This is a genomic window from Ornithinimicrobium carbonis (assembly GCF_050703245.1).
Lineage (GTDB): Bacteria > Actinomycetota > Actinomycetes > Actinomycetales > Dermatophilaceae > Ornithinicoccus.
The window spans coordinates 1,608,221-1,624,300 of the sequence record NZ_CP192647.1; the positions used below are offsets into that span (position 1 = coordinate 1,608,221).

The window sequence follows — 16,080 nt, forward strand, 5'->3', positions numbered from 1 at the left end:
TCAGGACGCCTCTTCCTCGATCAAGTCCTCAGCAAGCTGTGCTTCGTCGAAGTGGGCGGAGTCCTCTTCCGCGTGACCTTCGTCGACGTCACGCTGGACGGACTTGCCGATAGCGGTCTCGACCAGCAGACAGAGCCGTTCTCGCCGGGCGACGAAGTATTCGTCGAAGTCGTCACTGCGCAGATGTGAGGCGTCGATGAGGTGGGTCGAAAGCAGCTGGTCGAGCCGCGTCGCGTCCACCTGGGCACGAGACTCGATAGAGCGCAGGTATTCGGATGGGGCTGCGCCCCCGATGGTCCTGTTGGTGCGAGCGCTGATCGTCGTCTTGTTGACGATGCTTTCGCGGCGCTCGTCGTCGATGGCATGGTCCGCACACCACTTCTGCGGGAAGACGTGGTGGATGTCCACGGCCAGGTCCATGTACTGCACCTTGTCGAGCGCCTTGTCCTCCATCCAGTCCCTCGCGCCTCCTCCCAGGATCAGAGCAGCGATGCCCTTGTATGCCGCCGCATTACGCGTCCGCAGCGAGTGAAGTCGCGACTCGGTGAAGTTGGCGTCGGCAACGGTGCGGGGCAGGGGCTGTTGGGCATCTGTGGCCCACGGCGGGACCATCTCGATGTCGCGGGCGAACCGGCTCTCGATGGCCGACCCGTACAGTTCGCCCAGGACGCCGCACCAGTACCAGCGAGCGAGCCGCTCGCTCACCCCCAGCAGGTCCGCGTCTTTTCCGAGGACGACCTTGATCGCGGCCAGCGGGACCAGCTGCTTGGCATAGGGCACGTCTCGCTTGGTGAAGATATGGCGGTCTGCCAGGAAGGTCGCCGCCCACACGAACGCTTCCCGCAGAGGCTCGCGCCACTCCAGGTAGTCGTTGAGGGTGAGCTTCAGCACGTCTTCGCGCTTGGCCGAGATGGCCGGTGGTCTGTCGGACGTGTCCGCCAGGTGGCGCTTCCGCGTGGTGAGCATGGTGACGGCTTGGAGGAAGTCGGTGTTCTCAACGGCGGTCAGCACCTGCTGTGCCGCCCAAGATTGCTGGATCTCTCGCCAGTCGTCGTTGAGCCTGAAGTCCTCACCGGTGCGGGCGAAGTGTTCTGGGTCACCGGCGAACATGGCAGTGAGGAGTTCGAAGACGTTGAGCGGCAGGCCCCCGATGTTGACCTTCTCGAAGACCGTCGCCACGGCGGCCTTCTCTGTCCGCTCGTCCAACACGATGGCGGGGATGTCGTACGTGGCAGCCGGCTTGATGAAGTCCTCGTGGAAGCGTTTGCCGAGTGCGCGGTCCTCAAGTTCCAAGATCCAGCTCATGTAGTCGCCGTACAGGAGGTGCAGAGGGAAGTACCCCTGCTCTCGCTGCTTGTGCTCGTCGCTGAGGTCCAGAACCACGTCCTTGCCGAAATTGGTGCGGATGACACCGTCGGCAGGAACGGAGATCACAGCCTCGTCGACCCGGTCCGAGCCACTGAGGGCCGTCTCCATGTGGACCAGGTAGCGCCGCTCGAGCAGCTTGCCCCGGCTGTCCTTGGTGTCCACGTGGCCCGTCCCGCTGAGCGCCTGTGTCAATGACGTGAGCCGCTGCTGACCGTCGAGAAGCAGGAAGAGAGCCTCATGGCCGGGAAGGAGTTCCACACCCTCGATGGCCCTGGGCTTGAACCGTACCTGCGTGTTGCCTGTCTTGAGCAGCATGACCGCACCCATGGGGTGGCCGCGCAGGACAGTGATCAGCAGCTGCCTGATTCTCTCGTCTTCCCACTTGTAGCCGCGCTGGAAGTCAGGAAGCTGGATGCCCCCGGAGCGGGTCCATGTCAGATACTCACCCAGCTCGTACATCGGTGTCAGGAACCCCATGGTGAACTACTCCTCCTCGAACGTGAACGCGTCTTGCCTGCTGCCGGGTCGGGCGTCGGCGGCGTCGATGATGTCCGGCCACGAGGTGACCACGCTGTTGAACGCGATCGCGTCCTGAGTGCGGCCGTCCTGCTCCGCAATGCGGAACAGCAGGTGGCCGAGCTCCTTCAGGAGGTCAGCTTCCACGTCGCCCTGCGTCCTCGCCAGCGTTTTCGACAGAAATGCGCCAGCGCCGGTGATGCCGTCAGCCTCGAGTACGCGCAGCAGGTGGTGCAGCACCTCCCAGGTGCTCACCTGCAGATCGGCACCCACGTCATAGGTCGCATCGAGGTTGGCAGGCTTTCGGAGCGTGACGCTGCCGGCGCGGGAGGTGAGGATGCCGTAGCGCTCGAGTGCGTCCACCGCAGTGTTGCGGGCCCGGGCCAGGTTGTCCGCGTCACCGTACTTGCCTGTGCCGTACCCGTGCTGGCGGTACCACGCGATCGCGAACCGCGTCGTCGCGTCGAAGTCAGTCTCCTGCTCAGCGAGAACCTGATCGAGGATCTCGTTGATTCGTTCGAGCGCTGATCGGACGGACATCGCGCTACCGTCCGGCTCGAGGACGGCGGAGTAGCGCGAAAAGACTGCCATGCCCGGACCGATCGCGGCCTGCGGTAGGTCAACCGGTGCGATCGCACCTTGCTGCAGCTTGCGAAGGGCCTCGGGAAGTTCTGCCTGTAGAGCGGCGATGAAGCCTCGCCGGTCGGTCGTGGACGCGTCGTCGGGGCGAGGGCGAAGCGCAAGGACGATGGATGACGCCAACGCGTTAGTGCCCGCACCGATCATGCGTGTGGACATTTCCGTCCGTACTGGCCATGTTGCGGTGACCGCCCATCCACCCTCAATCATCCCCTCCAGAAGCGTCTGCCAGCCAGAAGAGGACTCGCCGGAATACGACGACTCTGACTGCTTAAACGCGTAGTAGACAGTCATCAGAGTGTCGACGACGGCTGCCTGTCGAGCCTGTCGGAATACATCTCGAAAACCGTCTTCGAAGAAGGTCTTGGCGCCCTCTTTGCCCTGGTGGCGATACTGGTTTGCCACGAGTTCGTCGTTCTTTGGAACGAGCAGGGTTGTGAGCAGTGACGGGTGAACTGCTCGCAGTGTTTTGCGAAGCCACACGTAAAAGAAATCCGAAAGGTCGGAATAGCCTATGTTGTCGTAATACGGCGGATCTGTCGAGATCGTCATCGCCAGCGACCGTCTGCGTGCGTCGGCTTGATTTGCAGTCCCTATGGTTGCAGCTGGCGAGCTCGCCACAACTTTGGAGGCGCCGTCGACCACTCCAGTCCAATCACCGCCCGCACCTGCAAAAGGCATCGTCTCTGCGTAGTCCCACACCATGGGTATCGCCTGTCGACCGAATGCTGGCGCTGTCTTGTCGGCGTCTGGACGCCATCTCGCGAGTGTGCAATGAAATACCGACATTTTGCTGGCGCAGAGACCCAGATATGTGGCGACGGCGTCTGCGTAGGCGGTAGCGTCGGTGCCGCCCGCCTCGAGGGGGTCGCCCTCGTCCATGCCGGAGGCAAGAGCGTCGGCGAGGACTCGATCGCGGGCCTCCATGACGAGGTCGCTGAAGGTGGTGAGGGCGGTCAGCTGCCTAGCGGTGAAGAGGTTCACGAAGCGAGTCAACCCGTATCGGTAGACGTTGATCCGCCCCGGCCAATCGAAGAGCTCACCTGGGGGGACATCCTCCGGTGCCTCGACCGCCGCAGCTGTCACGTCTTTCGGTGTCGGGGCCAGGTAGACCCTCGAGCGACTTCCCTCCGCGACAACGGCCATCAGCCTGGCGCCCAACCCGATCTTGCGACTGGTCGACCGGACATGCTCCAGAGTGACGCCCGATTGACAAGCGATGCAGATAGCACCAGTGCGTCCGACCGTTCCATCAGTCGTGGTGGTCGGCGCCGTGGCCTTGTCGTGGCCGATGTCGAACGTCACCCGCAAGCCTGACGGATGCATGGGGTCGCCGACGACGGAGGGCACGACATACGCCTCCTTGCCCTTCTTCTTTCCAAGCCACCACGACCTCACGAGCGGCATCTCGATCCCGCACGCCGGGTTCGGGCAGGTAACAGTGCGAGCCCAGATCCACGCAATGACCGTTGCTTTGGTGCCGTCAGGCAGGTCGGCCTTCGGGTAGAGGTGACCGATGCGCCGCTGGGCCTCGTCGCGCATCCACTCACCGTAGGCGCGGACGTCAGCCGCCAGCCCCTGGGCTCTCTGCCAGCTGACGAGCTCGTCCTGCAGCGAGGGGTGAACCGGGGGACGGCCGGAGAACTTCGGCGGGATCTCGATGAGCGCCTTGTTGATGAGAACGGCCACCGGGTTCAGATCGGAGGCGTGGACCTCCAGGCCGAGACGCTGTGCCTCGAGCGGGATCGTCCCTCCGCCCGCGAACGGATCCAGGATGGGGGGCGGGTTGCCGTTGGTGGACTTGCGGATCTCCTGGCGTGCCTCCTCGAGGACGCGCTCGTCCTTCGTCGCCTCCCACGGGACGAGCCGCTCGAGGATGCGGTGCAGCCGTTCCCGCTCAACGCGCTGATCCTCCTCCGTAGGGAACTTGTCTGGGTGGCTCGACGGATCGTCGACCAGCTGGGCGAAGAGCACAGCCCGGGCGGCGGCGAGGGGGCGACGGGCCCACCACAGGTGCAAGGTCGAGGGGTGGCCGTGGCGGATCGACTTCTCTCGCGCCGACTCCCGGTTGATCACCTCGAGGGGGAGTGCGACCTCGATCAGCTTGCGCCGTGGCGTCTCTGCCATGTGATGCCCCATCTGTCGTCAACGCTGGCGCGCCGACGACATCCCCTGATGCGGATGGCCTGAGCGTGCCCACTCACTTCCGTCACACCATACAAGTCGGATTGGCGGCTCCTGCGGGCGGAGTAGCACGTAGCGGTTGCCATCCGAAAGGCGGGGAGCGCCACCCAGAAGACGGCAAACTCACACGGGATCTCGACCGGAGACCCACGTTTTGTTCCAGCTCAGGACGACCTTCTCGGTGAAAAGACTGCCGAGGTCGACGGTGCGGAAATGGTCGACCAAATAGCGGATCTCGTCGTGCTCGGGCCCGCGAGGGTCGACCTTGACGAGCACCAAGCGGTGGGCGTTGGTGGTGTTCTTCCCGACCATGACCTCGCTGTGGGTCACGACGAAGTCGTCGGCTCCTTCGACACGGGCCTTGACCTCAAGAAAGACAGTGCTCCCGTCGGGGGAGACAGAGGCGATGTCGTAACCCTTGTTGTTGTGGGCCATCTCGGTGGGCTCACGTCCCAGTGCACGCTCGGCGGCCAACGCAGCGTCCACGCCTCGACGTTCGCTCAAGGTTGTGTCGACAGGGGGGCGGTCGCCAGGAGGCTCGGTCGTGTCTCGATTTACGTCGTCCAGCCACGACGCGGGCACGACGACGGCTGCGCACGCCACCCGCGGGGGAGGGGTGCGCATGGTGCGCTGACGCTCGATGTGCGCCAGTCTCTGGACGAGCCGAGCCTGGAGGTCGTCCGCCTTCCGGCTGAGGCTGGCCGAGGACTCCTTCACCGCCTGCCCGACCGACTCCTTCGCGGACGCGGCCAGTGCCTCGCTCCCGAGACGGGTGATCTCTGCGCGCAGCCTCGTCTCGACCGCGCGAGCCGCAGCGTCGAGCTCCTCCCGGCGGCGGGGGGCGAGCTGCGCGACATAACCGGGGAGTTCGTGCTCGACGAGCCAGGAGACTGCCGCCGACTCCGCACCGTCCAGCCACGCCATACTTCTGGCTCTCTCCGTCAGCGACTCCTCGGGAGCTGCGACGCAGTCGAGGTACGGGGCGGCGCCTGCTGCGGTCACGGTGCCGTGCTCGTCGGCGTAGGCGTAGCCGAACGTGCGCCCGACGACCTCACCCGTACCGTCGAGGACCTCCTCGGTGACGCCGACGAGGAGCCGTGGCTCGTCGAGGTCGGGGGAGACTAGGACGGTGCCGCGCTCGAGGGCTTCGCCGGCTTGGTCGAGGGTCACGGCCATGACGGCGTCGTGCAGCGGGTGACCGGGTGCGAGCAGGTCGGCGCGTTCGCTGCCGGGGTGGTCGATCGACGCGATGTCGAACGTGACGCGAAGGTAGCGGGAGGCGATCGCTGCCCTGCGTGTGCGCAGCTCGGCCGGCACGCGGCTGATCTCGTAGCGCCCTTTCTCGCGTCGTGCAATGCGCCCGCCGAGTCGCTCGAAGCCGGCGCGGAAGGCCATCTCGATGTAGTGCGGCTGCAGCCGACGTGCGCGGGCCTCGTCCATGCGGCGCCGGAGGTTGGCCAGTTCCTCGGGGGAGAGGATCTCGTGGGCCAGGGCCTGGTTCATCAGCTCGTTCAGGCCCTCGGCCACACCTGCGTCGATGACCTCCTGCATGCGGGCACGCACCTCGGGTTGGTCGCCGTAGCGGATGGCCTCCATGAGCAGGTCGCGAAGGGCTTGGTCGCCGAAGGCGTCGCCACCGAGGACGTCGAAGATCTTGCCGCCGTACGCCTCGCGCTGCTCGTCGATCTTGTCCAGGAGACGCTTGAAGACCTCACCCTCACGGGTCGTGATCGCCACGAGGTTCCAGAGACGGCATACCTCGGTCTGCCCGATGCGGTGGATGCGGCCGAACCGCTGCTCGATGCGGTTGGGGTTCCACGGAAGGTCGTAGTTGACCATGAGGTGGGCGGCCTGGAGGTTGAGCCCCTCCCCGGCGGCGTCGGTGGCGACGAGCACCTGGCACTCGGGGTTCTTGGTGAACTCCTCGGCGATCCGGCGACGCTCCACCCGGTTGACCCCTCCGTGCATGGCGACGATCGCCTCCTTGCGCCCGAGCAGGGTGCCGATGCGCTGGACGAGGTAGTCAAGGGTGTCCCGGTGCTCGGTGAACACGATCAACTTGCGCGGCGTCGCCCCGTCGCGCCTCAGGACGTTGCCCTCGAGGATGGAGCGCAGCTCGGCCCACTTGACGTCGCGCTGGCTCGACCGCACCAGCCCTGCCTGCTGGACCAGCACGTCGAGCTCGGCGATTTCGGTGCGGAGCTCGGCCTCCGTGCGCGCGGCGGTGGCCGCGTCGACCAGCTCCTCCTCCCAGACCTCGGCCTCCTCCGCGGACCAGTCGTCGTCGGCCTCGGGGAGGTATGTGGTTGGTGCCGGACTCGCGAGGACTCCGACGCCGTTGGCGAGGTCGTCCGCACGACTGCGGAGGCGGGCGGTGCGTCGGCGAAGTGACTCGTGGATGGCGGCGGGACTTGAGGCAAGGCGGCGTTGCAGCACGGTGAGGGCGAAGCCAACCGTGCGGCGACGGCCGCTGTCCAGGGCGTCCGCTCGGCCCATTCCTTCCCGGACGTAGTCGGTGACCGAGTCGTAGAGGTCCTGCTCGAGGGGCGACAGCTCGTAGCTCACGGTCTCGGCGCGCCGCTCCGGGAAGAGCGGTGTGCCGTCGAAGGTGAGGAGGTCCTCCTTGATCATCCGCCGCATGAACCTCGAGGTGTCGACCTTGCGGTTCGGTCCATCCGACGCGGCCTTCCCGGCGAACTCGTCCCGGTCGAGCAGCGAGAGGAAGGTCTGGAAGTCCGCCTCGACCCCGTTGTGGGGTGTAGCCGTCATCAGGAGGAGGTGCCTGGTGATGTTGCCCAGGCGTTCACCGAGGTCGAAGCGACGAGTGCGGTTGAGCTTGCTGTTGAACCAGCGGGCTGACATGCGGTGTGCCTCGTCCACGACGACGAGGTCCCACTCGGAGTCGTTGAGCTGCTCGAGCAGGAGCTCATTGCGCGCGAGCTGGTCCATACGGGCGATGAGGTAGGGCTTGTCATCGAAGACCGAGCGACCCGGCGCGGTGTCCCCGTCACCCGCGGCCAGGACGCCGAAGCGCAGGCCGAACTTGAGGAAGAGCTCGTCCTGCCACTGGTCGACCAGACCGCCCGGTGCAACGATCAGGCATCGGTGGACGTCGTCGCGGAGCATGAGCTCCTTGATGAGCAGGCCGGCCATGATGGTCTTCCCTGCGCCGGGGTCGTCGGCCAGCAGGAAGCGCAGAGGTCGCCGGGGAAGCATCTCGCCGTAGACGGCGCGGATCTGGTGGGGGAGCGGCTCGACCTCGCTGGTGGCCACGGCGATCATCGGGTCGAAGAGACCAGCCCGCTGGATGCGCTGCGCCTCGGCCGCGAGCTTGAAGTCGTCGGCGGGGGCGTCGAAGGGTCGGCGGGAGCCGACCGCGAGGCTGAGGCGGTCCTCGTCCGAGCGGTAAAGGACTGCCTCTTGGATCGGGCCGGTCGGTGGGCGGTAGACGAGGTTGAGGGCATCGGCCCCGTGCCATGCAACGGCAACCACGGTGACGGAGGTGTTGGGTACGACACCAGTGACCGAGGTACCCGCGTTGATTTCTTCGAGACGCACGGTCCTGACCCTATGCGGCCAGTTTCCCGATGGGCTCCGGGGCCGTGGCTGAGAACTTGACCAAACGGATCAGTCGACCTCGGGCTGGCCCTCCAGAGCGCCGTCGATGGCACTCACCATCGCCTTGGCCATCTCCTGATAACCACCCCGCCACTTCTTGCTGCGCTCGTAGTTGTCGTCATCGACGAAGCTGCGAAGCGTCTCGAGCTGCTTGCGGGTAAGGAAGCCCGACACGACGTAGCCAAGAACCTCCCCGCCCTTCTCGACAGGCTGGGCATCGAACGTCACGGGGCTGTACCTGGGCATCGCTTCTCCTCGCACTACGTTGTTCGTGTGTGAACTATAGGCCGAACGGGGCACACCGTGCTGCGTCCTTAACCGGTGCGGCGAGTGTCCGGTGGTCTACGATCTGGGTCCTGACGACACTGTCGGGCTCAGCGTCATCAATCCCTCATGTGAGCAGGGAGAGCTGGCAAGGGTGACCAACGAAGGATGGACTCGCGCAGGGACCGACTGAAAGCAGAGTAGATGACCGAGACCCCAAACGAGAACGACTTCGATGAGGTGCTCGACACAGGCATTCGGACCTGTACCAGCCATCTCGAACCCGACGACCTATTGGAGGTGTTTCGCGGCCGATCAGGTGAGGCGGAGCTCAATGACCTGCTCCGACACGCCCTGAACCGTAGCGTCCGAGAACGTGGCTGGGTCGCCGAACGTGAGGTGACTGACGGGGTCGAGGGGTTAAGGCGAGTGGATCTTGCCGTGACGGATACTTCCCGTGGTTGGACACGTCCCGCCCGGGTCGCGTGGATCGAAGCCAAGCTCCAGTACCCGGCCAACGCGTTCATCAGTCCAGGTATGTTCACCGGCTTGGCAGGCAAGTCGTCGGCCGCCGACGAACACAGGCTCGCCGCGGCGGCGACCTCGACGCCGAAGTACTTGTTGACGTGGGTGCCTCACTTGGCGAGGTCGGTCCGTCCCATCAAGTACGCACGTGGGCACATTCGGCGCGGTGATGAGTGGGTCTCGAATCCCGCATACGACCAGTGGCGAGAGGTAGGAACGCGGCTGCTCGAGGGCCTTGGCTCCACTCGCGTACTGACGATCCGAGAAGAACGTGGCAGCAGCGGAGACCTGACCTTGGACGCCTGGGTTACGCGCATCGCAATCCCACGGAGCGATTGAGGGAGCTTGGCCGGGCAGGGGCTGTACTTCGGAGCGGGCAGCAGGAGACTGCTACCGATCCTGTGGCCCTGTTGAGCTGACCACGTCGACGGTGCCGCCGCTCATGCACAAAGTCGCAGCTACCTCTGAATCGCCGACGGCGCGGCCGACCAGATCGGCGTAGGCGAACACCTGGGGGGCGTAGAACCTCGCCCTCGACTCAATGGCCTCCGCAGGAACGTCGTCCGTCTTGTAGTCGACGACCACCAGGCCCCCGTCGTCCTCGCGATAGAGCAGGTCGACGAACCCCTCCAGCACCGTGCCGTCCTCCTGCACCGTCGCGACGTAGGACTCCCGCCAGTGGTCGTGCTCGGCGGCACGGCGCACCACGTCCGAGTGCAGGAACGATCGGGCCAGGTCTCTCACCACCTCGGCGTAGTCCGTCACGCTCTCGGCCCAGCACTGGGCCGCCACGGCGTCGTCCAGACCAGCACCTGTGGCGAGGTCGACGGTCTGCATCACGCCGTGAACAGCACGGCCTATCGCCGAGCCGTACCGCCCCTTGACCCACGCTGGCCGTTCCACGTCGCGGCCCCCCTTCGCTGTGGACCTCGCCACCTGATCGCCCTCTGCCACCGCGACGTTTCCGCCCATGCCAGCGTCTGCGGACGCAGTCCCCGCCGGAAGACCGGTCAGCTCGATCTCGGGGTCGGTGCCTTCCACCCCGGACGCGCTGATAGCACTGCGTCGCCGTGACGCGGCGACCGCCTCGTCCAGGCCTGCGCGCCACGACGTCCAGTCTGGTGGCCGCGGAACGGTCCGTGCCGCCCTGACCGGCTGCGGCTCGCCGGGACTCCCCACGGATTGAAGCGTCGCCGCGCCACCCACCTCCGCAGCCCCGACGCCCGCCAGCAGGTGCGACATGGTGCCGTTGCCGCTGCGGCCGTTCGCCGACCGGTGCATCGACACCACCAGGTGGTCCTTCGCCCGGGTCGTCGCGACGTAGAGCAGGCGCCGCTTCTCCAGGTCGCTCATCTGCTCGTCGACCGGCTGGGCGTCGGCGAAGTCACCGGTGGTCAGATCCTTGCCGAGTGAGATCGCGAAGCCGTCGTCGGTCCACAGCAGCTGGACGCCGCCGCGGTTGTTCGGCTTCGACGACAGGCCCGAGACCACCACCATCGGGAACTGCAGCCCCTTCGCAGCGTGGACGGTCATGATCCGCACCGAGTCGACGTCCGACTCCGGCAGCACCGCCTCGCCGGCGCGGGAGGTCTCCGACGCCTGCGCCTGCGCCCAGGCCAGGTAGGCGCGCAGCCCGCCGTGCTCGGTCTCCGACCATGCCCGGGCCTGGTCCACGACATACCGCAGCCGCCGCTGCCAGGTGTCCCGCACGCGAGGTCCGTGCGCCGCCACTTCCTGCATGCGGCGGTCGACCATGAGCCGGGTGAGCACCTCGCTCGGGGTGAGCCAGCGCGCCTCGTCGTGCAGGCTCCGCAGGTATGCCGTGGCCCGCCCCACGGGGTGGTCGCTCAGGTGCTCGGACACCGGGCTCAGCAGGTGGAAGGTTCCGCCGTCCCGGCGGTAGGTGAACAGGTCGTCGTCACCGCAGCCGAACAGGCTGGACCGCAGCGCCGTGACGAGGGAGAAGCCGTCGGAGGTGTCCGCGATGCTGCGTAGGGCGGCGAAGAGGTCGCGCACCTCCTGGGCCTGGTAGACGATCGAGCTCGACTCGGTGCGGTAGTCGACACCGGCCGCGTCCAGCGCCTCCTCCAGGAAGGGCACCGACGTCCGGGCGGGCACCAGGATCGCGATGTCGTCCTCACGCAGCGGTCGCCAGACACGACGGCGCCGGCCGTGCTCGTCCCGCTCGTCCGTCTCCGCCTCCGTGGTCCACCCCTCGTCGAGGGCGCGCCGGATCGCGGCCGCGACGTCGGTCGCCTCCCGGCGGCGCACCTCGTCGGCGGACGGCTTGTCCGTGTGCTCGTCCGAGCCGAGCACGGCGACCGCCGGCCCGACCGTCGGGGCGGACCGGTGCGGTGCGAGCGCCTCGTAGGCCGGCTGCCTGTCGGGCTGCTCGGTGATCAGCTGGGCGAATACGGCGTTGACCCACTCCAGCACCGGAGCGCCGCTACGGAAGTTGGTGGTGAGCGAGACATGGTCGCCCAGCGTGTCGCGCGCCTGGAGGTACATGCGGATGTCGGCCCGGCGGAAGCGGTAGATCGACTGCTTAGGGTCGCCCACGACGAAGAGGGAGCCGGCCGGCACCTCCACGTCGCGCCAGTCGGGCTGGTCGGCCGCCGCGCCGCCGGCGATGCGGACCGCGATCTCGACCTGGATCGGGTCGGTGTCCTGGAACTCGTCGAGCAGCAGCCGCCGGTAGCGCTGCTGCAGCGTCTGCCGCACCTCGGGGTTGCGCAGGAGCAGGTCGCGGGCGAGCACCAGCAGGTCGTGGAACTCCAGCCGGCCCTCCCGCCGGCGCGCGTGGGCGGCCTCGAGCACCCGCTCGCCGCACCAGCGTACGATGACCCGCAGGCAGCGGTCCTTCAGCTCGGCCAGCACCTGGGCGACCTCGGTCTGCCAGGTCCTGCAGTCGGATCTGAGCTGTCCCAGGTCCGACCAGTTCTTGCCCCGCCCGTGGTGCCACCGCAGAGCCTCCACCGCCTGCAGCGACTCGACGGTCGATGCGGGGTCTGTCGCTCCCGCGCGATGCGCCTCGACCCACTCGGCCAGCTTGGTGAGGCGCCCGACGAAGAGATCCTCGGGGTCGGCACAGGTGTCGGCGTTGGCGGCGAGCTCCACCGCCCGCTCCACGAGGTGGTCGACGTCGGGCAGCGTCGCGGGTTCCGGCGCCGGCCCCCCGACGACGTGCGTCTCCACGAGGTCCCAGTCCGCGTTGAGCTTGGCCACGATCGCGCGCACCTGGTCGACCTTCACCCCGGCGGCCAGGGCCAGCTCGAGCGTGGGCGCGAGCTTCTCGTCGTCCAGCAGCAGCCCCCGCAGCTCCGCCCACCGGGCCTCGAACGCGACGGAGGAGCCGACCTCGTCGAGCACCTCGACCAGCGGCGGCACACCGGCCTCGATCGGGTGCTCGGAGAGGATCCGCTGCGCGAAGGAGTGCAGGGTGCCGATCGCGGCCAGGTCGAGCCCCTCGAGCGCCGCCTCGGCGCGGGGGCGCTGCTCGTCGTCGCCCACGCGTGCGACGTGCTCGAACGAGGCACGCAGCCGGTCGCGCAGCTCCGCCGCGGCGCGCTCGGTGAAGGTCACCGCCGCCACCGCCTCGATCGGTATGCCGTCGCGCAGCACGAGCGTGGACACCCGGTCCACGAGGGACTTGGTCTTGCCCGACCCCGCGCCCGCCTCGACGAAGAGGGTCTCGTCGGTCCGCTCCCGGATGCGCCGGCGGGCGGCCTCGTCGGTGAGCTGCGTCATACCCCGTCCTCCTCGGCCTCGGCCGGCGCGGCCAGGGCGTCGGGCTCCACCAGCCCGGTGTAGTCCTGCAGCTCGGGCGTCGTGCGGAGCAGCTCCCACCGCTCGCGGATGTCGGCGTGCCCGAGGCCGTCCGGGTTGCACGCCGAGCACTGCGTGAAGCTGTAGTCCGCCCTCTCCGGCGCCCGTTGGGGGAAGGCTCCCCGGGCGATGCCGTCGACGAGCAGGGCGAGCGTCTCGGCATACCGCTGCATGACCGCCTCGGTGAGCGGCAGCTGGACCCGGCCGGTGTCCTTGCCGGCGAACCAGTAGAGCGCCTCGACCGGGGTCTGCCCGTCCCCGTGCGCCGCCCGGGCGGCCAGTGCGTAGGCCGGGAGCTGCAGCTTGCTGCCCCCGAGCACCGGGTCGTCCTCCATGCCCTGGAATGAACCCTTGCGGCCGGTCTTGATGTCCGTCACGAGCAGACCGCCGTCTCGGCGCCGGTCCACCTTGTCGGCGGACCCGCGCAGCAGGACCTCCCGGCCGTCCGGCAGCGCGACGTGCACGGGCGCCGCGCCGTGTATCCCGAACCTCAGCTCGCTGGTGACGACCGCCGCGCCGTGCTCCGCGCGCCAGGCGTCGTCCTCGCTCAGCATCCGGTCGAGGACGGTGCGGAGCCACTGGCGCTGCCGGGCCCACAGGCGGTGATGCCCGGTGCGCCCCTCCGCCTCGTAGCGCTCGCCGAGCTCCTCCCCGAGCTCGAGCAGCCGCGCCCGCTGGGCCGGGGTCCACGGCTGCCCGTGACTGGGCAGCTGCCCCTGCGCCGCGGCCTCGGCGACCAGGCCGTCCAGGGCCTCGTGGACGAGGGAGCCGAGGTCGGCGGCGCTGATGGTGATGATCTCCTCGGGGGCCTCCACCGGCTCGACCCGCAGCAGCCGCTGCAGGAAGTAGGCGTGCGGGCAGGTCGCGTAGCTCTCCAGGGCGGTGGGGGAGACGGCGGACGTGCCCGCCCCGTGGTCGGGGAGCCCGGTGACGCCCGCGAGGTTGCCGTCGAAGCGGCTGAACGTCTCCCCGCGACGAGCACGGACCAGCTCTTGCGTCGCGGCCACGACCGGGTCGTGCGGGGCGACGCCTGCCAGGTGCGCCCGGACCCGCCACTCCTGCTCCGTGGCCGGGTGCCGAGTCGTGCGCAGGCTGCCGGCGAACGAGGGGGAGCCCTCGATGGTGTCGCGCGCGTTGCTCGCGCCGCGCTCCCACTCGGTGGCGGGGAGGTCGGGGTCGCCGCTGAGCGCGCGCAGCGAGGGGAGCAACCAGCGCGAGGGGAGCCGGTGGGAGTGCCGGCGCAGGTCGCCGCGGGGGAAGCTGGCGGTCACGTGCGGGGCGGAGTCGAACGCGGCGAGCAGGCTCCGGAGCGTCCTGTCGGCGCGGCGTCGGCGGCTGCGCAGGGCCCAGCCGGTGGCCTCCCGCGCGCGCTCGGGCAGGAGGGAGTCCTCCCGCAGCGTGCCGGGGCAGAGGTCCTCGGTCAGACCCACGACGAAGAGCGCGTCGAGGTCGAGCCCGACCGCCTGCTCGACCGGGGCGACGAGGACGCCCTGGCCGAAGGTGCCGACGCGGGGGAGCGCGCCGTCCAGCTCGAGGCCCAGGATCTCCTCCACGCCGGCGAGGGACGGGGTGGTCGGCGTGCTGTCGAGCGCGCGCAGCCGCGACAGCGCGCTGCGCACCGTCACGAGGGCGTGCTGCTCGGCGGGCGGCAGGTACCGGTGGGTGGAGGGCGGCAGGAGGTCCTCGAGTATGCCGTGCAGCACCTCGGCGGCCGCGGTCCAGGTGGGCGCCCGGTCCAGGTCGGCGAGCCGGCGGCGCAGGGTGGCCATGAAGCGCTGCATCGAGGCGGTCGCGTCGCGGTGCCGGGTGAGCCGGTCGCGGGTGCTGTCGTAGAGGTCGTCGTCCTCGAGCTGCCGCTCGAGGGAGTGACGGTGGAAGTCCAGGCGCTCGTGCCAGTCGTCGCCGGAGACGACGCCGGCCTCCCGGGTGATGCGCTCCCAGAGCGGGAGGGGCAGCGTCGTGGTCCCGCGGTCCGGGTCCTCGAAGGTGGTGACGGGGAGCTCGCCGACGGCTCTGAGCACGTCGGCGCGGCGGTAGCCGGTGCGTGCGGTCTCCAGCAGGCCCAGGACGAGCCGGGCGACCGCCCGCTCGGCGACGGGGCGCACCCCGGGGCCGTTGACCTCGATGCCGGCGGCGGCAAGGTGCTCGTGGAGCAGGCGCGCGTAGGGGTCGCGAGCGGCATACAGGACCGCGACGCGGTGCGCGGGAGTGGTCCGCAGGGTCTGCACGACGTCCCGGACGACGCAGCGGACCTCGTCGTCGGAGTCGGACGCGTGCAGGACGCGCTGCACCGTGGGTGGGGTGCGGGGCGGCGGGGGCGGGACGTCGGGCGCGATGGCTGCGACCGACTCGGTCACGGCGGCGTCGGCGCGAGCGTCGCCGGTGTGCCCGGCGACGATGTGGGTGTCGGTGAGCCCGGCGAGCGTCGCCGCCAGGGCGGTCTCGGCGTGAGTCAGGTCCAGGGGCAGGTAGATCACCACGCTGCCGAGCTCGGCCGCGCGATCGGCCGTGAGGGTCGCCGCCGCCGTGTGGAGCAGGTCGGTCTCGTCGTAGTGGCCGTCGGCGATCCGCTCTCGCGCTGCGCGGTGGACGCGCACGACCTCGGCGCACAGGCTGCTGGTCCCGGAGACCAGGTCGCACGCGGAGTCGTCCACGTCGCGCAGGTCGTGGTGGGCGCGGGCGAGGGCGCGCGCCGTCGACGGGTGGTCGGCCACCTCGCCGAAGACGCCCGGGTCGTCCAGCAGCACCCCGCGGACCGTGGCGCCGACGAACGCGCGGGTGGCGGGTCGGCGGCCCGTACCGGTGAGCCGTGGTGCGGCGAGCTGCTCGGCCAGCCGGGGGAGCGTGGTGATCCACAGGCCTGCGACGGCCGGCCGGTCGGGATGGAAGCCGCGAGCGAGGTGGCGGCGGGCGACGATGCCGGAGATGTTGCTGGGAACGACGAGGGTGACGGGGTGAAGGGGGTCGTCCTGCTTGAGGTGGGCGACCACCTGGGTGAGGGCGTCCGGCGCCGATCGGCCGTAGGACGACCACGTCACATCTACCGGCACCGGCCCTCCTTCAGTGTCCTGATGACACCGTACATAGAGCGCCGAAGGCCTTGGGGCAGGGCATCCGCCGCGGAGAACACTTGTTCTTCGC

The 16,080-nt window shown here is 68.8% G+C and carries 7 protein-coding genes; 1 reads left to right on the forward strand and 6 read right to left on the reverse strand.

Going from position 1 to position 16,080, the window contains the following annotated elements:
* The 4 genes from ACQ95T_RS08045 to ACQ95T_RS08060 form a co-directional block, all read right to left on the reverse strand.
* Complete coding sequence (locus ACQ95T_RS08045; protein WP_425940889.1) at positions 1–1,845, reverse strand: GmrSD restriction endonuclease domain-containing protein; 1,845 nt, start codon at positions 1,843–1,845, stop codon at positions 1–3.
* Between the two features lie 6 nt (positions 1,846–1,851).
* Positions 1,852–4,650 carry a DUF1156 domain-containing protein gene (locus ACQ95T_RS08050; protein WP_425940890.1) on the reverse strand — a complete coding sequence of 933 codons (2,799 nt, stop codon included), beginning with the start codon at positions 4,648–4,650 and terminating at the stop codon, positions 1,852–1,854.
* A gap of 180 nt (positions 4,651–4,830) precedes the next feature.
* The gene (locus tag ACQ95T_RS08055) at positions 4,831–8,199 is read right to left on the reverse strand and encodes a helicase-related protein (RefSeq protein ID WP_425940891.1); all 3,369 of its coding nucleotides are present in this window, start codon (positions 8,197–8,199) and stop codon (positions 4,831–4,833) included.
* A 135-nt stretch (positions 8,200–8,334) separates the two neighbouring features.
* Complete coding sequence (locus ACQ95T_RS08060; RefSeq protein ID WP_425940892.1) at positions 8,335–8,553, reverse strand: hypothetical protein; 219 nt, start codon at positions 8,551–8,553, stop codon at positions 8,335–8,337.
* Between the two features lie 240 nt (positions 8,554–8,793).
* On the opposite strand from ACQ95T_RS08060, the gene ACQ95T_RS08065 reads away from it, so the two are divergent.
* Positions 8,794–9,453, forward strand: a complete 660-nt coding sequence (locus ACQ95T_RS08065) for a hypothetical protein (RefSeq protein WP_425940894.1) — start codon at positions 8,794–8,796, stop codon at positions 9,451–9,453.
* Positions 9,454–9,504: 51 nt separating this feature from the next.
* Here ACQ95T_RS08065 and ACQ95T_RS08070 read toward each other — a convergent pair whose 3' ends face one another.
* On the reverse strand, positions 9,505–12,861 hold the full coding sequence (locus ACQ95T_RS08070) for a UvrD-helicase domain-containing protein (protein ID WP_425940895.1): 3,357 nt from the start codon (positions 12,859–12,861) through the stop codon (positions 9,505–9,507).
* On the reverse strand, positions 12,858–15,989 hold the full coding sequence (locus ACQ95T_RS08075) for a PD-(D/E)XK nuclease family protein (RefSeq protein WP_425940897.1): 3,132 nt from the start codon (positions 15,987–15,989) through the stop codon (positions 12,858–12,860). The genes ACQ95T_RS08070 and ACQ95T_RS08075 overlap by 4 nt, the downstream gene beginning before the upstream one ends.
* Between the last annotated feature and the right edge of the window lie 91 nt (positions 15,990–16,080).

Excerpts from the sequence above, each read along its gene's own strand:
- ACQ95T_RS08065 (WP_425940894.1), top strand. The coding sequence starts at position 8,794 with ATGACCGAGACCCCAAACGAGAACGACTTCGATGAGGTGCTCGACACA.
- ACQ95T_RS08070 (WP_425940895.1), bottom strand. The coding sequence starts at position 12,861 with ATGACGCAGCTCACCGACGAGGCCGCCCGCCGGCGCATCCGGGAGCGG.
- ACQ95T_RS08050 (WP_425940890.1), bottom strand. The coding sequence starts at position 4,650 with ATGGCAGAGACGCCACGGCGCAAGCTGATCGAGGTCGCACTCCCCCTC.
- ACQ95T_RS08045 (WP_425940889.1), bottom strand. The coding sequence starts at position 1,845 with ATGGGGTTCCTGACACCGATGTACGAGCTGGGTGAGTATCTGACATGG.